Annotated in this window: 20 protein-coding genes; 16 read left to right on the top strand and 4 right to left on the bottom strand. The window is 72.7% G+C overall.

Annotation, left to right across the window (positions count from 1 at the left end; all coding sequences use genetic code 11):
• Nucleotides 1–75: 75 nt before the first annotated feature.
• From AB0M11_RS37535 to AB0M11_RS37515, 5 genes are all read left to right on the top strand, one after another.
• Entirely contained in the window at nt 76–1,656 is a 1,581-nt protein-coding gene (locus tag AB0M11_RS37535; protein WP_365712745.1) for a PucR family transcriptional regulator, read from the top strand.
• Between the two features lie 155 nt (nt 1,657–1,811).
• Nucleotides 1,812–2,654, top strand: coding sequence for a nitrilase-related carbon-nitrogen hydrolase (locus AB0M11_RS37530; RefSeq protein WP_365712743.1), 843 nt, complete (start codon nt 1,812–1,814; stop codon nt 2,652–2,654).
• A gap of 105 nt (nt 2,655–2,759) precedes the next feature.
• Nucleotides 2,760–4,163 (top strand): dihydropyrimidinase, encoded by a 1,404-nt coding sequence (gene hydA / locus AB0M11_RS37525; RefSeq protein ID WP_365712742.1) that lies wholly within the window; start codon nt 2,760–2,762, stop codon nt 4,161–4,163.
• 11 nt (nt 4,164–4,174) lie between these two features.
• Nucleotides 4,175–5,194 (top strand): TIGR03842 family LLM class F420-dependent oxidoreductase, encoded by a 1,020-nt coding sequence (locus AB0M11_RS37520; protein WP_365712741.1) that lies wholly within the window; start codon nt 4,175–4,177, stop codon nt 5,192–5,194.
• 130 nt (nt 5,195–5,324) lie between these two features.
• Nucleotides 5,325–6,845 (top strand): NCS1 family nucleobase:cation symporter-1, encoded by a 1,521-nt coding sequence (locus tag AB0M11_RS37515; protein WP_365712740.1) that lies wholly within the window; start codon nt 5,325–5,327, stop codon nt 6,843–6,845.
• 34 nt (nt 6,846–6,879) lie between these two features.
• On the opposite strand, the gene AB0M11_RS37510 is transcribed toward AB0M11_RS37515, so the two are convergent.
• Both AB0M11_RS37510 and AB0M11_RS37505 read right to left on the bottom strand, forming a co-directional pair.
• A complete protein-coding gene (locus tag AB0M11_RS37510; RefSeq protein ID WP_365712739.1) occupies nt 6,880–7,563 on the bottom strand; it encodes a hypothetical protein in 684 nt (227 codons plus the stop codon).
• Nucleotides 7,564–7,848: 285 nt separating this feature from the next.
• Nucleotides 7,849–8,115 carry a GlsB/YeaQ/YmgE family stress response membrane protein gene (locus tag AB0M11_RS37505; RefSeq protein WP_365712738.1) on the bottom strand — a complete coding sequence of 89 codons (267 nt, stop codon included), beginning with the start codon at nt 8,113–8,115 and terminating at the stop codon, nt 7,849–7,851.
• Between the two features lie 200 nt (nt 8,116–8,315).
• Here AB0M11_RS37505 and AB0M11_RS37500 point away from each other — a divergent pair, with 200 nt between their 5' ends.
• The 6 genes from AB0M11_RS37500 (at nt 8,316) to AB0M11_RS37475 (ending at nt 15,498) form a co-directional block, all read left to right on the top strand.
• The gene (locus AB0M11_RS37500) at nt 8,316–8,678 is read left to right on the top strand and encodes a metalloregulator ArsR/SmtB family transcription factor (RefSeq protein ID WP_365712737.1); all 363 of its coding nucleotides are present in this window, start codon (nt 8,316–8,318) and stop codon (nt 8,676–8,678) included.
• A 227-nt stretch (nt 8,679–8,905) separates the two neighbouring features.
• Nucleotides 8,906–10,603, top strand: a complete 1,698-nt coding sequence (locus tag AB0M11_RS37495) for an LCP family protein (RefSeq protein ID WP_365712736.1) — start codon at nt 8,906–8,908, stop codon at nt 10,601–10,603.
• A gap of 103 nt (nt 10,604–10,706) precedes the next feature.
• The gene (locus AB0M11_RS37490) at nt 10,707–12,521 is read left to right on the top strand and encodes a gamma-glutamyltransferase (protein ID WP_365712735.1); all 1,815 of its coding nucleotides are present in this window, start codon (nt 10,707–10,709) and stop codon (nt 12,519–12,521) included.
• A gap of 128 nt (nt 12,522–12,649) precedes the next feature.
• The gene (locus AB0M11_RS37485) at nt 12,650–13,498 is read left to right on the top strand and encodes an inositol monophosphatase family protein (protein ID WP_365712734.1); all 849 of its coding nucleotides are present in this window, start codon (nt 12,650–12,652) and stop codon (nt 13,496–13,498) included.
• An 84-nt stretch (nt 13,499–13,582) separates the two neighbouring features.
• On the top strand, nt 13,583–14,992 hold the full coding sequence (locus AB0M11_RS37480; protein WP_365712732.1) for an NAD(P)/FAD-dependent oxidoreductase: 1,410 nt from the start codon (nt 13,583–13,585) through the stop codon (nt 14,990–14,992).
• Complete coding sequence (locus tag AB0M11_RS37475; protein ID WP_365712730.1) at nt 14,989–15,498, top strand: O-acetyl-ADP-ribose deacetylase; 510 nt, start codon at nt 14,989–14,991, stop codon at nt 15,496–15,498. The genes AB0M11_RS37480 and AB0M11_RS37475 overlap by 4 nt, the downstream gene beginning before the upstream one ends.
• 159 nt (nt 15,499–15,657) lie before the next feature.
• On the opposite strand, the gene AB0M11_RS37470 is transcribed toward AB0M11_RS37475, so the two are convergent.
• Together AB0M11_RS37470 and AB0M11_RS37465 are read right to left on the bottom strand one after the other, a co-directional pair.
• Nucleotides 15,658–15,933, bottom strand: a complete 276-nt coding sequence (locus AB0M11_RS37470) for an SHOCT domain-containing protein (protein ID WP_365712728.1) — start codon at nt 15,931–15,933, stop codon at nt 15,658–15,660.
• A gap of 16 nt (nt 15,934–15,949) precedes the next feature.
• Nucleotides 15,950–16,414 carry a DUF6325 family protein gene (locus AB0M11_RS37465; RefSeq protein ID WP_365712726.1) on the bottom strand — a complete coding sequence of 155 codons (465 nt, stop codon included), beginning with the start codon at nt 16,412–16,414 and terminating at the stop codon, nt 15,950–15,952.
• 201 nt (nt 16,415–16,615) lie between these two features.
• Here AB0M11_RS37465 and AB0M11_RS37460 point away from each other — a divergent pair, with 201 nt between their 5' ends.
• From AB0M11_RS37460 to AB0M11_RS37440, 5 genes are all read left to right on the top strand, one after another.
• Entirely contained in the window at nt 16,616–17,548 is a 933-nt protein-coding gene (locus AB0M11_RS37460) for a YhjD/YihY/BrkB family envelope integrity protein (RefSeq protein WP_365712724.1), read from the top strand.
• 125 nt (nt 17,549–17,673) lie between these two features.
• Entirely contained in the window at nt 17,674–20,358 is a 2,685-nt protein-coding gene (locus AB0M11_RS37455) for a LuxR C-terminal-related transcriptional regulator (protein ID WP_365712722.1), read from the top strand.
• Between the two features lie 130 nt (nt 20,359–20,488).
• Nucleotides 20,489–20,692, top strand: coding sequence for a hypothetical protein (locus tag AB0M11_RS37450; RefSeq protein WP_365712721.1), 204 nt, complete (start codon nt 20,489–20,491; stop codon nt 20,690–20,692).
• Nucleotides 20,693–20,823: 131 nt separating this feature from the next.
• The gene (locus AB0M11_RS37445; protein WP_365712719.1) at nt 20,824–21,294 is read left to right on the top strand and encodes an SHOCT domain-containing protein; all 471 of its coding nucleotides are present in this window, start codon (nt 20,824–20,826) and stop codon (nt 21,292–21,294) included.
• Between the two features lie 33 nt (nt 21,295–21,327).
• Complete coding sequence (locus AB0M11_RS37440) at nt 21,328–21,798, top strand: hypothetical protein (protein ID WP_365712717.1); 471 nt, start codon at nt 21,328–21,330, stop codon at nt 21,796–21,798.
• Nucleotides 21,799–21,857: the final 59 nt, after the last annotated feature.

Here is a 21,857-nt window from a genome sequence, read left to right as displayed (position 1 = left end):
GGGGAACTGCGCGACAAACCCCCACCGGCCGGCAGCCGACACACGCACCGAACCCGACCAAAGGGATCACGCAAGATGACCGCCACCTGGGATCCTCCGAACACCACAGACCCCATACTGTCGGTCCGCCAGATCCTCGCCCTGGACAGGGTCCTGGCCGGCGACCCCGAGGTGGTGGCCGGCGGCGGCCACCTGGACCGCCCCGTCCGCTGGGTGCACGTCGCCGAGGCCCCTGACGTCGGCGTCATGCTCACCGGCGGCGAGATGGTCCTCACCACCGGCGTCCTGCTCGTCGGCGACGAGCACAAGCAGGCCGAGTACATCCAGTCCCTGCACCGGTCCGAGGCCGCCGCCGTGGTCCTCGGCCTCGGCCGCGCCTTCCCCGCCCCGCCGGAGGCCATGCGCCGGGCGGCGGACCGCTGTGGCCTCCCCCTGGTGGTCCTGCACCGCCCCTTCCCCTTCGCCGAACTGACGGAGGAGGTCCAGTCCCGCCTGGTACGGCGGAAGTTCGCCGCCGTGAGCCTCTCCGAGTCGGTCCGCACCGCTCTCACCGGCCTCATCACGGCCGGCGCCCCTCTGCAACGGCTCCTCGACGAGGTCGCCGTGCACAGCGCCTGCCCCGTCGTCGTCACCAACCTCGCGCACCGGGTCCTCGCCACCGCGGGTGAGCGGTCGGCCGTGGACGACGTGCTGCGCGACTGGGAGCGCATCGCCCGGCAGGCCGGCGGCAGCGCGGGCGACGGCTGGATCCGCGCCGAACTCGGCGGCCGGGGCGAGCGCTGGGGCCAGATCATGCTCTGCGGCCATCGCGGCGACACGGCCACCGGCCGGCTGCTGGCGGACCGCGCCGCCGAGGCCCTCGTGCTGCACCGCATGCTCGGCGGCGGCTCCGCCCACACCTGGGAGGAGCAGTCCGCGCAGAGCCTGCTGACCGACCTGGTCTCCGGGGTCGTACCGGCCCGCCAGCTGCTGCCCCGGGCGCGGGCGGCCGGTCTGCCGGTCAACCGGCGGAGCTTCGTGCCGCTCGTGGTACGGGACGCCGAACCGGCCGGGCTGGAGCGGATCCTGCGGCTGCTGGGCCTGCCCGGACTCGTCGCCGAACTCACCGAGCGCACCACCGCCGTCCTCCTCAGCCTCGCCCGCGACCAGGACGCCGACGCCCTCGCCGCGCACTTCGCCACCCGGCTGCACGACGAGTCGGCGGGCCCCCGGGTGGTGGTCGCCGCCGCGGGCGCCCGTACCGTCTGGGACGAGGTGCCCGTCGGCCTGCGCGAGGCCCAGCACGTCGCCGACGCGGTCGCCGACACCACCGCGGCCCTCGACCTCCCGGCCGTGGTCCGCCTCAGGGACGTCCACCTGCGCGGCCTGATCCGGCTGCTGCGGGACGACCCGCACGTGCAGTCCTTCGCCGAGCGCGAGCTGGACGGCCTGCTGTGCCCGGACGGCACCGACCAGGACCTCCTCGGCGTCCTGCGGACCTACCTCGCCACCGGCCGCAACAAGTCCCGCACCGCCCAGCTCCACCACGTCTCCCGGCCCGCGCTGTACCGCCGGCTGGAGGCGATACAGAACCGGCTCGGCGTCGACCTCGACGACTTCGAGCAGGCGGCCTCCGTGCACATCGCACTCCTCGCGCACGACGCGCAACAGCAGTGAAACATGCGACGACCTGGGAAAACGGCGGTGAAACATGGGCCAACGGCAGCGTGACACGGTGGCACGCCGGGCGCCCGCAGACGTGACACGATGCATCTCAAACGGGACTTCGGGGCTTTCTAGCCTGCTGGCACACCGAGCGACCGGAGGTCCCGATGAGCCGAGTGATTCGTGCCGCCCTCTTCCAGACCGCCTGGACCGGCGACAAGGAATCCATGATCCAGGTCCACGAGCAGGCCGCCCGCGACGCGGCCGCGCAGGGCGCCCAGGTCCTGTGCTTCCAGGAGCTGTTCTACGGGCCCTACTTCTGCCAGGTCCAGGACAAGGCCTTCTACGAGTACGCCGAGCAGGTTCCGGACGGCCCGATCGTCCAGCGCTTCCAGGCCCTCGCCCGCGAACTGGGCCTGGTCCTGATCCTGCCGGTGTACGAGGAGGAGCAGCCCGGCGTCCTCTACAACACCGCCGCCGTGATCGACGCCGACGGCTCCTACCTCGGCAAGTACCGCAAGCACCACATCCCCCAGGTCCCCGGCTTCTGGGAGAAGTTCTACTTCCGTCCGGGCAACGCCGGCTGGCCGGTCTTCGACACCGCCGTCGGCAGGATCGGCGTCTACATCTGCTACGACCGCCACTTCCCGGAGGGTTGGCGGGCGTTGGGCCTCGGCGGCGCCGAGATCGTCTTCAACCCGTCGGCCACCTCGCGTGGACTCTCCCGCTACCTCTGGCAGCTGGAGCAGCCGGCGGCGGCCGTGGCCAACGAGTACTTCGTCGGCGCGATCAACCGGGTCGGCGTGGAGGACCTGGGCGACAACGACTTCTACGGCACCTCCTACTTCGTGGACCCGGAGGGCCAGTTCGCCGGCGAGGTGGCCTCCGACAAGGAGACCGAACTCGTCGTCCGCGACCTGGACCTGGCCAAGCTCCGCGAGGTCCGCGACCGCTGGCAGTTCTTCCGCGACCGCCGCCCGGACGCCTACGGCCCCCTGACGGCGCCGTAGAAGCGCCCCGCAGGGGCGCTGGGGGTACCCCCGGCCGAAGGCTGGGGGAGGAACTGCGCGACAAGCCACGTCGGACCCGCATGTGACCACGAAGGAGAGGACCCCATGACCGGCCGGACAGTAATCCGCGGCGGACTCGTCATCACCGCGTCCGACGAGATCCACGCCGACGTCCTGATCGAGGACGGCCGCATCGCCGCCCTGGCGGCGACCGGCACCCCCGCCGCCGACGCCTTCACCGCCGAGCGCACCATCGACGCCACCGGCAAGTACGTGATCCCGGGCGGCGTCGACGCCCACACCCACATGGAGCTGCCGTTCGGCGGCACCTTCGCCTCCGACACCTTCGAGACCGGCACCCGGGCCGCCGCCTGGGGCGGTACGACCACCATCGTCGACTTCGCCGTGCAGAGCGTCGGCCACAGCCTGCGCGAGGGCCTGGACACCTGGCACGCCAAGGCCGAGGGCAACTGCGCCATCGACTACGGCTTCCACATGATCGTCTCCGACGTGAACCAGGAGACGCTCAAGGAGATGGACCTCCTGGTCGAGGAAGGGGTGACCTCCTTCAAGCAGTTCATGGCCTACCCGGGCGTCTTCTACTCCGACGACGGCCAGATCCTGCGCGCCATGCAGCGCTCCGCCGAGAACGGCGGCCTGATCATGATGCACGCCGAGAACGGCATCGCCATCGACGTGCTGGTGGAACAGGCGCTGGCCCGCGGCGAGACCGACCCCCGCTACCACGGCGAGGTCCGCAAGGCCCTCCTGGAAGCCGAGGCCACCCACCGCGCCATCCGGCTCGCCCAGGTCGCCGGCGCCCCGCTCTACGTCGTGCACGTCTCCGCGATGGAGGCGGTCGCCGAACTGGCCCGCGCCCGCGACGAGGGGCTCCCGGTCTTCGGTGAGACCTGCCCGCAGTACCTCTTCCTGTCCACCGACAACCTCGCGGAACCGGACTTCGAGGGCTCCAAGTACGTGTGCTCCACGCCCCTGCGCCCCAAGGAGCACCAGGCCAAGCTCTGGCAGGGCCTGCGGACCAACGACCTCCAGGTCGTCTCCACCGACCACTGCCCCTTCTGCTTCGTCGGCCAGAAGGAACTCGGCCGCGGCGACTTCTCGAAGATCCCCAACGGCCTGCCCGGCGTGGAGAACCGGATGGACCTGCTCCACCAGGCCGTCGTCGACGGGCACATCACGCGCCGCCGCTGGATCGAGATCGCCTGCGCCACCCCGGCCCGGATGTTCGGCATGTATCCGAAGAAGGGCACCATCACCCCGGGTGCGGACGCCGACGTCGTCATCTACGACCCCCATGCGGAACAGGTCGTCTCCGCCGAGACCCACCACATGAACGTCGACTACTCGGCGTACGAGGGCAAGCGCCTCACCGGCCGGGTCGAGACGGTCCTCTCACGCGGCGAACTCGTCATCACCGAGCGGGAGTACACCGGACACGCCGGGCACGGCGTCTACACCCCGCGCTCCACCTGTCAGTACCTCAACTAGGAGACGTGCCCATGGACTTCGGACTCGTCCTGCAGACCGACCCGCCGGCCTCCCGGGTCGTCAGCCTGATGAAGCGGGCCGAACGCAACGGCTTCCGGTACGGCTGGACCTTCGACTCCGCCGTGCTCTGGCAGGAGCCGTTCGTGATCTACAGCCAGATCCTGGCCAACACCAGCAAACTGACGGTCGGGCCGATGGTCACCAACCCGGGCACCCGCACCTGGGAGGTCACCGCCTCCACCTTCGCCACCCTCAACGACATGTTCGGCAACCGCACGGTCTGCGGCATCGGCCGCGGCGACTCCGCGATGCGGGTGGCCGGCCGCAAGCCGAACACCCTCGCCCGCATCAGCGAGGCCATGAAGGTCATCCGCGCCCTCGGCCGGGGCGAGGAGGCGGACCTCGGCGGCACCGTCGTGAGGTTTCCGTGGATCAAGCCGGGCGCCGAACTCCCGGTCTGGATGGCCGCGTACGGCCCCAAGGCCCTGAAGATGACCGGGGAGGAGGCCGACGGCTTCATCCTCCAGCTCTCCGACCTCTACCTCACCGAGTACATGGTCAAGGCGGTGAAGGACGCGGCCGTGGCCGCCGGCCGCGACCCGTCCGAGGTGACCATCTGCGTCGCCGCCCCGGCCTACGTCACCGAGGACGACTCGCCCGAGGCACTCGCCCACGCCCGCGACCAGTGCCGCTGGTTCGGCGGCATGGTCGGCAACCACGTGGCCGACCTGGTCGCCAAGTACGGCGAGCACTCGGCCGCCGTACCCGACGAACTCACCGACTACATCAAGGCCCGCCAGGGCTACGACTACTCGCACCACGGGCGCAGCGGCAACCCCGACACCGAGTTCGTGCCCGACGAGATCGTCGACCGCTTCTGCGTCATCGGCCCGGCGGAGAAGCACATCGAGAAGCTGAACGCCCTGCGTGAGCTGGGCGTCGACCAGTTCGCCGTCTACGACATGCACGACGCCCAGGAGGCCACCATCGACGCGTACGGGACGAAGGTCATCCCGGCCGTCAACGGTTAATCGGCTCCCGGCAGTTGGTCTCCCCCTTCCCGCCGTTCCGGGAAGGGGGTCAGGGCGCACCCCACACGCGTACCCCCCCGCCCCGCCCGCACGGCCTTTCCCGTCCCACCTCACCCCGATTGGCCTGCCCATGACCGACACCGCTCCCTCCGCCATACCCCTGTCCGGTCAAGTCACCCTCCCCGACGGGCGAGTCGAGCTCACCCCGGACTCCCCGCCGCCGAGCGGTCCGTACGCCAACGACGACCTGCTGCCCGTACCCGTCGCCAAGCGCACCTGGACCACGTACAACTTCTCCGCCCTCTGGGTCGGCATGGCCCACAACACGGCCTCTTGGACCCTGGCCTCCGGGCTGATCGCGGTCGGCATGGACTGGAAACAGGCCGTGTTCACCATCGCCCTGGCCAACGTGATCGTCCTCGTCCCGATGCTGCTCACCGGGCACGCCGGACCCAAGTACGGCATCCCGTTCCCGGTCTTCGCCCGCGCCTCCTTCGGCGTGCGCGGCGCCAACCTCCCAGCCGTCGTACGGGCGTTGGTGGCCTGCGGCTGGTTCGGCATCCAGACCTGGATCGGCGGCGAGGCCATCTACTTCCTGGCCGGCAAGCTGATCGGCGACAGCTGGGCTAACGCCTCGCACATCGGCGGCTACGCCTGGACCATGTGGCTGTCGTTCGCGCTCTTCTGGGTGCTCCAGGTCGCGATCATCTACCGCGGCATGGAGACGATCCGCCGCTTCGAGAACTGGGCCGCGCCCTTCGTCCTGGTCGGCGCGGTCGTGATGCTGGTCTGGATGAGCAACAAGGCCGGCGGCCTCGGCCCGCTCTTCGACCAGCCCTCCAAGCTCGGCTGGGGCGGCGGCTTCTGGAAGATCTTCTGGCCGTCCCTGATGGGCATGATCGGCTTCTGGTCGACGCTGTCGCTGAACATCCCCGACTTCACCCGGTACGGCAAGAGCCAGAAGGCCCAGACGTGGGGGCAGGCGCTCGGTCTGCCGACCACCATGACGCTCTTCGCGTTCCTCTCCGTCCTGGTGACCTCCGGCTCGCAGGCCGTGTACGGGCAGCCGATCTGGGACCCGGTGCAGCTGGCCTCGAAGACGGACAACGTGGTCGGCCTGCTCTACGCCCTGGTCACGGTCCTGGTCGCGACCCTGTCCGTGAACATCGCGGCCAACCTGGTCTCGCCGGCCTTCGACTTCTCCAACATCGCGCCCCGGAAGATCAGTTTCCGTACCGGCGCCCTGATCACCTCGGTCCTCGCGGTGCTGATCTTCCCGTGGAAGCTGTACTCCGACCCGCAGGGCTACATCTTCACCTGGCTCGGCCTGGTCGGCGGTCTGCTCGGCACGGTCGCCGGCATCCTCGTCGCCGACTACTGGATCCTGCGCCGCACCCGCCTCGACCTGACCGACCTGTACCGCACGGGCGGCCGTTACTGGTACGACGGCGGCTGGAACTGGCGGGCGGTCCTGTCCTTCCTCGTCGGCGGCGTCCTGGCGGTCGGCGGCGCCAGCTTCAAACCGCTGATCGACGGCCGCCCGATCCCGGCCCTGTCCTCGCTCGCCGACTACGGCTGGGCGGTGGGCCTCGGCACCTCGCTCGTGCTGTACCTGGGACTGACCCTGCTGGTACGGCCCAAGGAGGCGTGAGCCGGCGGGCGGGCGCGAAGGGCAGCCGGTCCGGCTACTGGCTGCCCTTCAGCGCGGTCACCGCGGCCTTCGCCGCCTGGATCGCGCCCTTGTTGATCACGTCCGTGCCGGGCGCCTTCTTGGACGCGAAGTCGCTGCCGTTGTAGGTGACGACCACCAGCGCGTTGGAGACCTGGGCCATCACCACGCCCTCGCGGGTCTGCTGCTTGTCCTCGGTGGTGAGGTTCACGACCGAGTAGCCGTTGTCGCCGAGCCCCGGCACGGCACCGCCGCCGCTCTTCTCCGCGACCCGGTCCTTGTACTCCTTCGCCGCCGCCGCGTCGGAGTCCATGATCTCGAAGGAGACGTCGAGCCAGCGGTAGTCGTATCCCTTGAGCGCGTTCCAGGAGCAGGTGCGGCGCAGCTTGGTGTCGGTGGAGGGGATCTCCTTGCCGGCCGTCTTGGCGCCGGGCACCAGCGACTTGACGGTGGCCACGGGGATGCTGCCGCAGGGGGCGGGGGAGGCGGAGTACGCCTTGGCGGCCGCCGTCGACGCGGCGGACGACGACGAGGCGCCGTCCGTCGACTGGCCGGCCGTCTGCTGCCGGGTCGTGGTGTCACCTGAGCCGGTGGACGTCGTGGTGTCCGGGCCGGACGCCATCGCCCAGCCCGCACAGGCGAGCACGGCGACCGGCGTCAGGCGCGCGGTGAGGGCGAGCGGCAGTGGAAGAGAACGCAAGTCGCACTTCTCGCTGGGGGGACGGTGTGCGGAGGAGTCCACACTGCGGACGGGACGCCAGTTTCACACGACTCCCTGTGGGGCGGAAGTGGAATCCATGCCTTGCCCGTGGGCGGGCCGGGGCAGCCTGTCGACGGCCGCCGCCGGCCGTCCCCCTACATCCGGAATGTCGCGCGCCCGCGGTCCCTGCACATCCGGAATGTCGTGACTGGGCCCGGCCTCGAAGGTGACCGGAGTCACCGTCGCACCCGGCCGGGGCCGCCGGGCCTGCCGCCCGCGGGCCGCTCAGTCGCGTGAGTTGCCGAACAGCAGTCGGTAGCCGATGAGCAGGACCAGCGAGCCGGCGACGGCGGCGCCCCAGGTGTAGAGGTCGAAGAAATGGTTCTGGACGGGGCGGTCGAGGAAGCGGGCGGAGAGCCAGCCGCCGATGAAGGAGCCCGCGATGCCGATGAGGGTGGTGCCGATCAGGCCACCCGGGTCGCGGCCGGGCAGCAGGATCTTGGCGATGGCTCCGGCGAGGAGGCCCAGGACGATCCAGCCGATGATGCCCACGTTCGTGCCCTTCCGTACGGGTGTGCCTTGCTGAGTTGCGTTGTTGCGCAAGCCTAGGAACGGCGGCGGGGTGCCGGCGATGCCTGACGTCGAGCCGTCGACGATCTGTCACCCGCCCATGACAATGCGGAGGAGTGGTGACCGCGCGGCTACACTGAGTGGGCGCCTGTGCGGACACTGCGCGGGGAGGGGAGCGGGCTGTGGGGGAGAGCGTCGACGGCTTCACGGACCCCTCCGACGGGGTGCTGGCGGAGGCGGCCGCGGTGTTCGGGCTGCTCGCCTCGCCGGCCCGGCTGCACCTCATGTGGGCGCTCTCCCAGGGGGAGAGCGATGTGACGTGTCTCGCCGACCGGGTCGGCGGCGCCCTGCCGGCGGTCAGCCAGCACCTGGCCAAGCTCAGGCTGGCCGGTCTGGTGCGGTCCCGGCGGGAGGGGCGGCGGCAGGTCTACTACGTGGACGATCCGGACATCGTCACGGTGGTCCGGGTGGCCGTCGGGCAGCTCACCGCCCGCTCGCGGCAGGTCCCGGCGCCGCTGCGGCGGCTGTCCGAGGCCGGTGTCTGAGCGGGCGGACGGGGGCCGGGGCGCGGGTGCGGACGGCAGGTGTGTCCTGGAGGTTTCATGAGATGCCTCACCTGTGAATTCGGGTGGGGCCTGTGCTGTCGGGGCTATCTGTTTGTTAGATTGCGCAATCACGCAACCCAAATGGGCCCACCTCGCGGCTGCCCGTATCCCGCCGTGTAAGCCCGACCGTACCCGCAGACGGACCCGACCGTTCATGGGAGTGGAAGATGACCGACCCGTGGGACGGCCCGGGAGGCCAGGCCACACGCAGCCGCACCGACCGGGTGCCCGGACAGCGTGGGGCGCTGCCTGACGGGACGCGGCCGACCGGTGGCCGCGCCGCCGCCCGGCAGGCGGCCAAGGGCCGTGGCGGCAGGGGCTCCCGGCGGGCGAAGACGGCCGGCCGCGGCAAACGGGTCCTGAAGATCGTGGGCCTGTGCACGGCCCTCCTGGTGCTCGTCACGGCCGGTGCCGGCTGGTGGTTCTACCAGCACCTCAACGGCAACATCAACAGCGTCTCCCTGGACGGCAAGGGCGGCACCGAGAAGGCCGACGCGTTCGGCCGGACCCCGATCAACATCCTGGTGATCGGCTCGGACGCCCGGACCAGCAAGACCGACTGCAAGCTCGGCGGCGGCTGCAAGACGACCGGCGTCCAGACCGGCTACGGCAACGCGGACGTCGAGATGGTGGTGCACATAGCCGCCGACCGCTCCAACGCCACGGTCATGAGCATCCCCCGCGACACCATGGTCGACGTGCCCGCCTGCAAGGACAGCAACAGCGGCCACTCCACTCCCGGCTACTACGGCCAGGTCAACAGCGCCCTCGAGTACGGTCCGTCCTGCCAGGTCGCCACCGTCCACCAGCTCACCGGCATCCCCATCGACCACTTCGTCAAGCTGGACTTCTCCGGCGTGGTCAAGATGTCCGACGCGGTCGGCGGCGTCTCCGTGTGCGTCAACCACAACGTGTACGACACCTACTCGCACCTGAAGCTGTCCGCGGGCACCCACACCCTCAAGGGCCAGGCCGCCCTGGAGTTCGTCCGCTCCCGGCACGGCTTCGGCGACGGCAGCGACCTCGGCCGTACCGTCTCCCAGCACATCTTCCTCAGCGCGATGATCCGCAAGTTCAAGAGCGCGGGCACGCTCACCGACCCCACCGCGGTCTACAGCCTCGCGGACGCGGCCACCAAGGCGCTGACCGTGGACGATGCCCTCGGCAGCGTCAAGAAGCTGATCTCGCTCGCGGACGACGTGAACAAGGTCCCCACCAAGCGGATGACGTTCACCACCATGCAGACCGCGCCCGACCCCAACAACAGCAACCGGGTGGTGGTCGGCTCGGGGGCCAAGGACCTGTTCGCCACCATGGCCAACGACCAGTCGCTGACCACCAGTTCGGGCAAGAAGTCGTCGGCGGCCGCGGCGACCGCGAAGCCGACGCCCACCGCGACCGTCCCGGCCTCCCAGATAGCCGTGACCGTCGAGAACGGCACCGACATCACGGGCCGCGCCTCCGCCATCGCGAACACCCTGATCTCCCAGGGCTTCAGCACCGGCACCAGCACGGCCAATGCCCCCAGCTCGGCGACCACGACCACCCTGACCTACGGCAGCGGCGACAAGGCCGAGGCGCAGACCGTCGCCAAGGCGCTCGACATCCCGGGCTCGCACGTCAAGGCGGGCAGCGGCAGCGGCGTCGTCCTGGTGATCGGCAGCGACTGGACCAGCGGCACCTCCTACCCGGCGAGCTCCGGCGACACCAAGGCGGCCGTCTCCAACGCCAACGCCTCGACCGCCGACGACTCCAAGACCTGCGCCAAGGTCAGCCAGTACAAGACGGTCAGCCTCAACGGGATCGCCATGACGCCGTCCCAGGCGTACGCGGCGGCGTCCGACATCCCCGACTCGGACAAGTGACGCGGGCGGGGCGAGCCCCCGGACCGGAGTCCGCCCCGCCACGGCCGTGAAAGCATGTGACCGCCGGACACCTGGCCCGGTCGTGCGCACAGCGAGGTGACCGATGCAGTTCACCACCCGTCCCACCCTCCAGGGCACCTTCGGCATGGTGTCGTCCACGCACTGGCTGGCCTCCCAGTCGGCGATGGCGGTCCTGGAGAACGGCGGCAACGCCTACGACGCGGCGGTCGCCGGCGCTTTCGTCCTGCACGTGGTCGAGCCGCACCTCAACGGCCCCGCCGGCGAGGTGCCGATCCTGCTCGCCCCGGCCGGCGGCGAGGTACGGGTGCTCTGCGGGCAGGGCGTCGCCCCGGCCGGCGCCACCGTCGCCCACTACCGCGGTCTCGGCCTGGACCTCGTCCCCGGCACCGGCCCGCTGGCCGCGGCCGTCCCCGGTGCCTTCGACGCCTGGCTGCTCCTGCTGCGCGACCACGGCACCAGGCCGCTGGACGAGGTCCTGGCGTACGCCATCGGGTACGCCGAGCACGGGCACCCGCCCGTCGAGAACGTCGGCGCCACGGTGGAGAGCGTCCGGCAGCTGTTCGAGACCGAGTGGACGTCGTCGGCCGAGCTCTACCTGCCCGGCGGCCGGGCGCCCCGCCCCGGCGAACTGCTGCGCAACCCCGCCCTCGCCGCCACCTGGCGGCGGCTGCTCGCCGAGACCGCGGGCGCCGGGGACCGGGAGGCCCGCATCGACGCGGCCCGCGAGGTGTGGCGCAGCGGCTTCATCGCCGAGGCCCTGGTGCGGCAGGCCGCCCGCCCCACCATGGACACCAGCGGCACCCGGCACACCGGCACCCTCACCGCCGCCGACCTGGCCGGCTGGTCCGCGAGCTACGAGAGCCCGGTCTCCTACGACTGGAACGGCTGGACCGTCTGCAAGGCGGGCCCCTGGAGCCAGGGCCCGGCCCTGCTCCAGCAGCTCGCCCTGCTGCCGCCCGAACTCCCCGCGTACGGGTCGGCCGACTACCTCCACCTCCTGATCGAGGGCTGCAAGCTCGCCATGGCCGACCGCGAGGCCTGGTACGGGGACGCGGCCGAGGTGCCGCTGGCCGACCTGCTCTCGGCCGCCTACAACGCCGGACGGCGGGAGCTGATCGGCGCCAAGGCCTCCGACGAGCTGCGGCCCGGCAGCCCCGGCGGGCGCACCCCCCGGCTGCCCGGGTACGCGCGCGTGGAGACCAGGAAGGACACCGCCTTCGACCCGATGGGCGCCGGTGAGCCGACGGTCGCCCGGTTCCCCGGAGATCCCCAGGTGGCGGACGACGGCCGCACCCGGGGCGACACCTGCCACCTGGACGTCGTCGACCGCTGGGGCAACATGGTCGCGGCCACGCCGAGCGGCGGCTGGCTCCAGTCCAACCCCGTCGTCCCCGAACTGGGCTTCCCGCTCGGCACCCGGCTCCAGATGGCCTGGCTGGAGGAGGGCCTGCCCAACTCCCTCGCCCCCGGCCGGCGCCCCCGCACCACGCTCACCCCCTCGATCGCCCTGCGCGACGGCGCCCCGGTGCTGGCCTTCGGCACGCCCGGCGGCGACCAGCAGGACCAGTGGCAGCTGCACTTCTTCCTCGCCGTGGCGCTGCGCGGCGAGGTCCGCGGCGGCCTCGACCTCCAGGGCGCGATCGACGCCCCGAACTGGCACAACGACAGTTTCCCCAGCTCCTTCCACCCCCGCGGCCGCCGCCCAGGCAGCGTGACCGTCGAGTCCCGCACGGACCCGGAGACGGTGGCGGAGCTGCGGCGGCGCGGCCACGACGTGACGGTCGGGCCGGGCTGGTCCGAGGGACGGCTGTGCGCGGTGGCACGGGACCCGCGGACCGGGGTGCTGTCGGCGGCCGCGAACCCGCGCGGAATGCAGGGCTACGCGGTGGGGCGCTGACACCGGCCCGCCGCCCCGGTGGGGTCGCGGGCGGCCCGCCGATCTCCGGCACCGCCTGTTCGTCCGCATTCCATACGCCGTACATCCCGGCGGCGGGGATTGTCAGTGCCGCGTGCTCTCATGGAGGCATGATCGAAGCAACGGAGACCATCGACGAGTTTCTCCTCCAGCACGCCGGTGACGTCGAGGACGCCATCCGCAAGGCCGCCCGGACCGAGATCCTGCCCCGCTGGCGCCGGCTCGCCGACCACGAGGTCGACCAGAAGAGCGGCCCGCACGACCTGGTGACGGACGCCGACCGGCTCGCCGAGCGGTACCTCACCGCGGCTCTCGGCGCTCTCCTGCCCGGCTCCGTCGTGGTGGGCGAGGAGGCGGTGCACGCCGCCCCGGAGACCTACGACGCGCTCCAGGGCGACGCGCCGGTGTGGATCGTCGACCCGGTCGACGGCACCCGCCAGTTCGTGCGCGGCGAGGACGGCTTCTGCACGCTGGTCGCGCTCGCCCACCGGGGTGTCCTGCTCGCCTCCTGGACCTACGCCCCGGCCCGTGAGCAACTGGCCACGGCGGTACGCGGCAAGGGCGCCTTCCTCGACGGCGAGCGGCTGCTCGCCGGTGCCCCCGAGGCGGGCCGGGACCTGCGCGTGGCCACCTCCCACCCGGACTACACGACCGACGCCCAGAAGCGCGCGCTGTTCCCGCTGTGGACCGACGGCGTCGCCCCGCGCGCCTGCGGCTCGGCCGGCCTGGAGTATCTCGCCGTCGCCCGGGGGGAGTCGGAGGCCACCGCGTTCTCCTGGGAGGCCGCCTGGGACCACGCGGCCGGGCTGCTGCTGGTCGAGGAGGCGGGCGGCGCCCACCTCACCCTGACCGGCGAGCCGTTCCGCGTCACGGGCGGCAACGCGCTGCCGTTCACCGCGGCCCGCGACGCCGCCACCGCCCACCGGATCGTGGACCTGCTGCTGAACCCGCGCTGGTGACCCGAGCGGGGGGCGTGTCAGTCCCCCGGCATATCCTGAAGCCGAGTGGCCATCGGCTGACGAAGGGGTCCGAAGGTGCCGTCGATGCTCGATGCGGTCGTGGTGGGGGCGGGGCCGAACGGCCTGACGGCCGCCGTGGAGCTGGCCCGGCGCGGGTTCTCCGTGGCTCTCTTCGAGGCGCGGGACACCGTGGGCGGCGGCGCCCGCACCGAGGAGCTGACCCTGCCCGGCTTCCGGCACGACCCGTGCTCGGCGGCCCACCCGCTCGGCATCAGCTCACCGGCGTTCCGCGCCCTGCCCCTGGAGCGGTACGGCCTGCAGTGGCTGCACGCCGACCTGCCGATGGCGCACCCGTTCCCCGACGGCCGCGCGGCCGTGCTGGCCCGTTCCGTCGCCGAGACCGCGGCCTCCTTCGGGCCGCGTGACGCCGGCACCTACCGCAGGCTGGTCGAGCCGTTCCTGCCCAAGTGGGACACCCTGGCCCGGGACTTCATGTCCCTGCCGCTGACCGCGCTGCCGCGGGACCCGCTGACCCTCGCCCGGTTCGGCCTGGCCGGGCTGCCGCCCGCCACCCTGCTGCTGCGCCGCTTCCACGACGAGCGGGCCCGCACCCTGATCGCCGGCCTCGTCGCCCACGTCATGGCCCCGCTCAGCGGCTTCGCCACCGGCGCCGTCGGCCTGGTCTTCGCGCTCGCCGCGCACGCCCGCGGCTGGCCGGTGGCCCGGGGCGGCTCGCAGGCCATCTCCGACGCGCTGGCCGGCTATCTCTCCGACCTCGGCGGCGCGATCCACACCGACTACGAGGTCAAGCGCCTGGACGACCTGCCGCCCGCGCGGTCGTACGTCTTCGACACCTCGCCCACCGCGCTGGCCCGGATCGCCGGCCTCGGCAACTACTACCAGGACTACCGGTACGGGCCGGGCGTCTTCAAGATCGACTACGCACTGGACGGCCCGGTTCCCTGGACGGCGCCGGAGGCCCGCCGGGCCGGCACCGTGCAGATCGGCGCGGACAGCGCGGAGATCGGCACCGCCCTGCGCGCCGCCGCCCGCGAGGGCCGCGCCCCCGACCGGCCGTTCATGATCACCGTGCAGCCCAGTGTGGTGGACCCGGGCCGCGCGCCCGCCGGCAAGCAGGTGTTCTGGGCGTACGCCCATGTGCCGAGCGGCTGGCGGGGCGACCTCACCGAGGTGATGGAGCGTCAACTGGAGCGCTACGCACCGGGGTTCCGCGACCGCGTGCTGGCCCGCGCCACCGCGGGACCCGCCGAACTCGCCGCCCGCAACGCCAACTACGTCGGCGGCGACATCGGCACCGGCGCGGTCACCGGACTCCAGACCCTGCTGCGCCCGAGGCTCTCCCTGTTCCCCTACGACACCCCGCACCCGGCCGTGTTCATCTGCTCGTCGGCCACCCCGCCCGGACCGGGCGTGCACGGCATGTCGGGGCACAACGCGGCGAAGGCCGTGTGGAGGAGGCTGCGACGGTCATGACCCGGATCACCCTCGTCCAGGGCGACATCACCCGGCAGAGCGTCGACGCCGTCGTCAACGCGGCCAACTCCTCGCTGCTCGGCGGCGGAGGCGTCGACGGCGCCATCCACCGGCGCGGCGGCCCCGCGATCCTGGCGGAGTGCCGCGCGCTGCGCGCGAGTCACTACGGCAAGGGCCTGCCCACCGGCCAGGCCGTCGCCACCACGGCAGGCGACCTCGACGCCCGGTGGGTCATCCACACCGTCGGTCCGGTGCACTCAGGCAGCGAGGACCGCTCCGCGCTGCTGGCCTCGTGCTACCGCGAGTCCCTCAGACGCGCCGACGAACTCGGCGCCCGCACCGTGGCGTTCCCGGCGATCTCCACCGGCGTCTACGGCTGGCCGATGGACGACGGCGCCCGGATCGCCGTGGCGACGGTCCGGGAGGCGGACACGGCCGTCGAGGAGGTGCGGTTCGTGCTCTTCGACGAGCGCGCCTACGACGCCTTCGCCCGGCAACTCGCCTGACCGGCCCGCGCATCAGCCCGGGATCCTGACCGGCTCCCCGCTGCGTCAGTCCGGGATCGTGACGGGCCCCGAGTCAACCCGGGACCCTGACCGCCCCCGCGTCAGCCCGGGATCCTGACCGGCTCCCCGCGTCAGCCCGGAGGCTGGCGGAATTCCGGGTCAGCCCAGGATCCGCCGCTTCTGCTCCGCGAACTCCTCCTCGGTGAGGACGCCCTGGGCCTTCAGGTCGGCCAGCTGTTTGAGCTGGTCCATCTTGACGGTCATGTCGTCTGCGACGGACCGCGTGGCAGGGGGCGGTGGGGCGGCTGGCTGTTGCTCTTCGTGGTCCTGTTGGGCCCACCGGCCCGCCTGGCGGCGCGAGACCCGGTTGGACACCGCCGTGGCGGTGCCGGCGACGACGGCGGTACGCGCGACTCCGCGCAGCAGTCCGGGCATGGTCGGTCATCTCCCTTCACGCGGCCGCGGAGCCGCCGGGCGGCGTGGTCGTCCCCTCCACCGCGTCGAGCGACGCCAGCAGGGCCTGCACCGGGATCCGGCCGCTCGCCACCAGCTCGGCCCCGCCGCGCCGCAGCGCACGGGCCAGCGGAGCGGCCCACAGGTTCTCGTACACCAGGACCGCGGCGGAGTTCCCCGGCTCCAGCGCGTTCGCCGCCTCGGCGAGGTCACCCTCGTCCAGCAGCCCGGACGAGGCACCCTCGAAGACGGTGAGGTCGGCGTTCTCGTCACCGAGGTCCTGCAACTCCAGCGCGGTGACCGAGCCGTCGGCGTCCTTGCGGACGAAGGCGAGGTCCAGGATCCGCACGATGCGGCGGTCGGCGAGATCGACCAGCAGGGGCAGGGCCTCGCCGGTCAGCCTGCTGCCCGGGAACTCGATCACCAGGTAGTCGACCGGACCCATGTCTTCGACGCCGTCCATGACCACCCCTCCTGAGCGACACGGGAGCGTGGGGCGGCCGTGCGACCGCACCTCCATTCCAGCACCCGCACCGGACCACCGCACTTCTGCGCGGGCCGCGCTCACCGCCCGTCCCGGGCCGTCGGCCGAAAGGCCCTCGCCCGCCGTCCCCGGAGTGCCACCGGTGCCCCCGCACCGCACCCTGGACGCAGGAGAGGAGCGATGCCCATGCGGACCAGCGGGCGGGTGTCGCGCACCGGTTCCCGGCCGGTGGGGTCCGGGTGGCGCCGACGGGCCGCGCGGCTGCTCGCCCGAGCGCAGGCGGTGCACCGGCGGGCCGAGATCAGGTTCCCCGTGGTCACCCATCTGGCGGACCGCATGGTCTCCGTGAACATCTTCGACACCGCCACCCGGCTGGCCGCCCAGTGCTTCCTCGCCGCCGTTCCGCTGCTCTTCGTGTTCGCCGCCTACGCCCCACCGGTGGTCCGGGACCAGCTCATCCGCTCGCTGCGCGCGGTGTTCGGACTGACCGGTCCGGCCGACGCCCAGCTCCAGCAGCTGATGCAGCCCCAGGGCGAGAGTCTGCGGCAGACCACCGGCGTGATCGGCGGGCTGATGGTGCTGATCTCGGCCACCGCGGTCAGCCGTGCCGTGCAACGGCTGTGCCGGCGGGCCTGGGAGATCCCCAGGGCCGGCACCCGGCTCGTACCGTGGCGCTGGGTGGCCTGGCTCGCGCTGTGGCTGGTCGCGCTGATCCTGCAGGGCGCGCTGCACGACGGCTTCGGCCTGGGAGCCTGGCTGGGCCTCCCGGTCACCTTCGCCGCCCAGACGGGCCTGTGGTGGTGGACCCAGCATCTGCTGCTCGACGGCCGCATCGGCTGGAAACCACTGTTGCCCGGCGCCCTCATCACGGCCTTCGCCCTCACCGCCCTGACGGTGACCGCGAAGCTCTACATGCCGCGGGCGCTCAACCGGGCGCTGGCCGGATACGGCTCCCTGGGGTCGGTGTTCGTGCTCCTGTCCTGGCTGATCGTCATCTGCCTGGCCGCCACCCTCAGCATCTGCTGCGGCGCGGTCCTCGCGCAGGAACCCGCCCTCGCCGGTCCGCTCGGCAGCCCGCCGCCGTGCCGGGACCGGGAGACGCGGACCCCCTGACCCCGGGCGCGCCCGTGCCGGAAGGGCCCGGCTGACCGGGCGGGGAGCCGGTGCCCTGCGCGGCGGCGGCAGGACTGGGATCCTGATCGAGTGGAGCGCCGACCACGGCCTGCCGGACCCGGGAGGTGATCTCTGTGGCCGCGAGGGACGACAGCGCACGGGAAGCCGTCCCGTACGCGGATCCGCTGGGCGAGCCGTTCCTGAGCACCCGGTTCGCCCTGCCGGCCAGGCCCGCCACCTTCGTGCGCAGGCCCCGCCTGACCCACCACCTCGACCAGGCCCTCGACACCCCGCTGACCCTCGTCAACGGCGCCGCCGGCGCGGGCAAGACGCTGCTCGTCGCCGACTGGGCGGCGGGGCTCGGACAGCCGGTCGGCTGGCTCACCGGCGAGGCGGGAGACCGGCAACCGGGCGTGTTCTGGGCCTATGTCCTGCGAGCGCTGCACCTGGCCGACGTCCCGCTGCCCTCCGGAGCGGACCCCGGTCCGGCGTCGGCGGGCCGGGTCGACCACGGGCTGCTGGCCCGCCTCGCCGCCGAGCTGAGCGGACGCGACCGGCCGGTGGTCCTGGTGCTCGACGAGTTCCACCGGCTGACCACCCGGGAGAACGCCGAGCAGCTGGAGTTCGTCCTGCACCACGCCGGAGACGGACTGCGGCTGGTCCTGGTCAGCCGTACCGAACCGCTGCTGCCCCTGCACCGCTACCGGGCGTCCGCGGCCGTCACCGAGATCAGGAACGACGAACTCGCCTTCACCCCGGACGAGGCCGGCGATCTCCTGGCCCGGCACGGCCTGCGGCTGCCCGGCCCGGCCGTCCGCGCCCTGGTGGAGCGCACCGGGGGCTGGGCCGCGGGGCTGCGGCTCAGCGCCCTCGCCGCCCGGCAGAGCGCGGACCCGGAGACGTACCTGAAGGAGTTCGAGGCGGGGCGCAGCACCATCGCCGACTTCCTGCTCGCGGAGGTCCTCGGACTGCAACCGGCCCCGACGCAGGACCTGCTGCTGCGCACAAGCGTCCTGGACCGGTTCCGCCCCGAGCTGGCGGAGGCGCTCACCGGCCGGCCCGGTGCCGAGTCGCTCCTGGCCGGACTGTGCCGGCAGAACGCGTTCGTCGAGGACCTCGGGCAGTTCTGGTACCGGCTGCACCCGCTGTTCGGGGAGATCCTCCGGGTCCATCTGCGGGCCCGGCTGCCGGGCCTCGAACCGGAACTGCACCGGCGCGCGGCCCGGTGGCTGCGGGACTTCGGGGCGGTGCCGGAGGCGCTGGCGCACGGCGCCGCCGCGGACGACTGGGAGTTCACCGCGGGCGTGTTCGTCGACGACCTGGCGATCGGCCGGCTCTTCACCGAGCTGCGCGCGGACCACCTCCGCGACCTCTTCTCCCGGCTGGATCCGCGGGCCACGGGCGCGGCGACGGACCTGGTGCGGGCGGCCCGGGAGCTGTCCGAGCACGATCTCGACCACGGTCTGGCCCACCTCGGCCGCGCCGAGGAGCAGCTGCCCGCCGGTGCGGCCGAGGGGGGCCGGCTGAGCTGCGCTCTCCTCGAATGCCTGGCCGCCCGGCTGACCGGTGCCCCGGGCAGGGCCGAGCAGGCGATGGCCACGGCCGCACGGCTGCGCCGGGAGGTGCCCGCCCACCTGCTGGCGAAGCACCCCGAACTCGACGCCCTGCTGCTCACCCATCTGGGCGCCACCCGACTGTGGGCCGGACGCTTCGACGCGGCGCGCGCCGCCCTGGCCGAGGTGCTCGACGGCCCCAGCGACGCCGCCACGGCACTGCCTCGTCAGGACAGCCTCGGTCAGCTGGCCCTGCTCGACTACCTCGACGGCTGGATCGGCAGGGCGGAGAGCGCGGCCCTGACCGCGGCGGACGCGAGCCGCGACGCAGACGTGCGCCCGTTCCCCGGGGCCGGTCTCGGACAGCTGGTGCTGGCCGCCGTGGCGGTCGACCGCGACGAGCTGGACCGGGCCCGGTCGCTGCTGGACGAGGCGGCCGGCTGCGGCGTCGTCGGGGCCGACCCGGTGACCGAGGCGTGCCGGGCGATGGTGACGGCCCGGCTGCTGCTGGCCCGCAAGGAGCCGCAGGCGGCCGCGCGCGCCGCGACCCCGGCCGTCGCGACGCTGACGACCTCGCCCTGGGCCGAGGCGCACGCGGCACTCACCGCTTCCGCCCTCCGCCTCGCCGAGGGCCGTCCGGACGCGGCCGCCGAGATGCTGGCCGCGACGCCCTGCTCCGGGGCGCCCGCCTGCGCCGCGGACGTGGCGTGGGCCCTACTGGCCGCCGGCCGTCGCGCGCAGGCCGTCCAGGCCGTCGAGGCCGTCGAGGGGCTGTGCGGGGGTGACCGGGCCGGCCCCGGCGTCACCGTCCGGGCCACGCTGGTGCGGGCGAGGGCCGCGGCGGAGGGCGGCGACACCGCGGCCGCGGCCAAGCTGCTCGCCCGCGCTCTGCTGGAGGCCCGCCCTGACCGGTTGCGGCGCCCGTTCCTGGACGCGGGGCCCGGCATCCGGCGGCTCCTGGAGACCCCTTACCTGCACGGCCTGGCCCTCGGCTGGCTGCTCGGCGAGGCCCCCGCGCCGCACGATCGCCCGGGAACCGCCCCGGGGCCCCCGGCGCTGGTCGTCGAGGAGCTGAGCGGACGCGAGCGCGAGGTGCTGACCCGGCTGGCGCAGATGATGTCCACGCAGGAGATGGCCGCCGATCTGTACATCTCCGTGAACACGGTGAAGACGCACCTCAAGAGCGTCTACCGGAAGCTCGGCGTGAACCGGCGCGGCGAGGCGGTGCGCCGGGCCAGGGAGCGCGGACTGCTGTAGCCCGCGCGGACTGCTGTAGCCCGATGGAGCCGAGGCGGCGGGAGTCACCTGCGCCGGGTGAGGCCGCAGGCCGGCGTACGGCGCAGGATCGCGAGACAGACCGCAGCACGCCGGCGGCGGGAGACGGCTCATGCACTGCGAGATCCGCGTCGAAGGGACCATGTCCGACCTGCTCACGCGGGCCTTCCCGGAGCTGGAGCATGTGACGATGTCCGGCCAGACGGTCCTGTTCGGTCCGGTCGTCGACGAGGCCCAGCTCTACGGGCTGCTGGACCGCTGCCTGTCGCTGGGACTGCGGGTGGTGGAGATGCGCCGGCTGCCGGAGACGGAGTGACGGCGGACGGTGCGCGCCACACCGCGTCGCGCACGATCACCCGCACCGGGTGAGGACCCCGGCGCCCGCCATGGGCACGCTGGAACGGCAGGGCCCGGCCGACCGGCCGGCGCCGTGGACGGAGGACGTACATGAGCGCGCAGACCTACCTCGCATACGACTATCCGCTGCTGAGCGCCTTCTGGACGATGTTGTGGCTCTTCCTGTGGATCATGTGGCTCGTCCTGCTGTTCCGGGTCATCGTGGACATCTTCCGCGACGACTCGATGGGCGGCTGGGCCAAGGCCGGCTGGCTGGCCCTCTGCATCGTGGTCCCGTTCCTGGGCGTTCTGATCTACGTGATCGCCCGCGGCAAGGGCATGGGAGAGCGTGAGGTCGCCCAGGCCCGCGACCAGCAGAAGGCGTTCGAGTCGTACATCCGGCAGACCGCGCAGAGCGGCCCCGGCCAGAGCAGCAGCGTCGACGAACTGGCGAAGCTCTCCGAGATGAAGTCCCGCGGTGACATCTCGGACGAGGAGTTCCGCAAGGCCAAGGCACTGGTCCTGAGCGACTACCCGCCGGCCGAGCGCTCCGGTTCGGTGCCCACCGCCCACGGGCGCTGAGCACCCCCTCCGAGAACGAATCGAGGCAGCCGTATGACCGCGACACATCCCGCGCACCACCCGCACCAGCACACCGCCAAGATGGCGTGGGCCGGAGGACTGACCGCCTTCGCCGCCGTCATGCTCCTGATCGCCGGACTGCTCGCGGTGTTCCGCGGCATCATGGCGATCGCCCAGGACGACGTCTTCGTCACGACCCCCAACTACGTGTTCAAGTTCGACCTCACCAGCTGGGGCTGGATCCACCTGGTCCTGGGCGTGATCGCCGTGGCCGTCAGCATCGGCCTGTTCCAGCCGGCCGCCTGGGCGCGCGGCGCCGGTGTGGCCATCGCCGCGCTGGTGATCATCGCCAACTTCCTGTCCCTGCCGTACTACCCCGTGTGGTCCGTGGTGATGATCGCGCTCTCCGGCTTCATCATCTGGGCGCTGTGCGTGGTGCGCGGCGACGACACCGCGGACACCGCGGACACCGCGGCGGACACCGCGGACCCGCGCGTGGGCTGAGGGTCGGGTCCGTACGCGGCACGCGGGACTCGGCGTGCGGGGGGGGGGGGGGGCGCCGG

This window comes from Streptomyces sp. NPDC051987 (assembly GCF_040680735.1).
Lineage (GTDB): Bacteria > Actinomycetota > Actinomycetes > Streptomycetales > Streptomycetaceae > Streptomyces.
This window is presented reverse-complemented; position numbering and strand designations above follow the sequence as displayed.

Excerpts from the sequence above, each read along its gene's own strand:
- AB0M11_RS37465 (WP_365712726.1), bottom strand. The coding sequence starts at position 16,414 with ATGGACGGCGTCGAAGACATGGGTCCGGTCGACTACCTGGTGATCGAG.
- AB0M11_RS37470 (WP_365712728.1), bottom strand. The coding sequence starts at position 15,933 with ATGCCCGGACTGCTGCGCGGAGTCGCGCGTACCGCCGTCGTCGCCGGC.
- AB0M11_RS37480 (WP_365712732.1), top strand. The coding sequence starts at position 13,583 with ATGCTCGATGCGGTCGTGGTGGGGGCGGGGCCGAACGGCCTGACGGCC.
- AB0M11_RS37460 (WP_365712724.1), top strand. The coding sequence starts at position 16,616 with ATGCCCATGCGGACCAGCGGGCGGGTGTCGCGCACCGGTTCCCGGCCG.
- AB0M11_RS37520 (WP_365712741.1), top strand. The coding sequence starts at position 4,175 with ATGGACTTCGGACTCGTCCTGCAGACCGACCCGCCGGCCTCCCGGGTC.
- AB0M11_RS37440 (WP_365712717.1), top strand. The coding sequence starts at position 21,328 with ATGACCGCGACACATCCCGCGCACCACCCGCACCAGCACACCGCCAAG.
- AB0M11_RS37450 (WP_365712721.1), top strand. The coding sequence starts at position 20,489 with ATGCACTGCGAGATCCGCGTCGAAGGGACCATGTCCGACCTGCTCACG.
- AB0M11_RS37535 (WP_365712745.1), top strand. The coding sequence starts at position 76 with ATGACCGCCACCTGGGATCCTCCGAACACCACAGACCCCATACTGTCG.
- AB0M11_RS37495 (WP_365712736.1), top strand. The coding sequence starts at position 8,906 with ATGACCGACCCGTGGGACGGCCCGGGAGGCCAGGCCACACGCAGCCGC.
- AB0M11_RS37490 (WP_365712735.1), top strand. The coding sequence starts at position 10,707 with ATGCAGTTCACCACCCGTCCCACCCTCCAGGGCACCTTCGGCATGGTG.
- AB0M11_RS37485 (WP_365712734.1), top strand. The coding sequence starts at position 12,650 with ATGATCGAAGCAACGGAGACCATCGACGAGTTTCTCCTCCAGCACGCC.
- AB0M11_RS37515 (WP_365712740.1), top strand. The coding sequence starts at position 5,325 with ATGACCGACACCGCTCCCTCCGCCATACCCCTGTCCGGTCAAGTCACC.
- hydA (WP_365712742.1), top strand. The coding sequence starts at position 2,760 with ATGACCGGCCGGACAGTAATCCGCGGCGGACTCGTCATCACCGCGTCC.
- AB0M11_RS37445 (WP_365712719.1), top strand. The coding sequence starts at position 20,824 with ATGAGCGCGCAGACCTACCTCGCATACGACTATCCGCTGCTGAGCGCC.
- AB0M11_RS37530 (WP_365712743.1), top strand. The coding sequence starts at position 1,812 with ATGAGCCGAGTGATTCGTGCCGCCCTCTTCCAGACCGCCTGGACCGGC.
- AB0M11_RS37475 (WP_365712730.1), top strand. The coding sequence starts at position 14,989 with ATGACCCGGATCACCCTCGTCCAGGGCGACATCACCCGGCAGAGCGTC.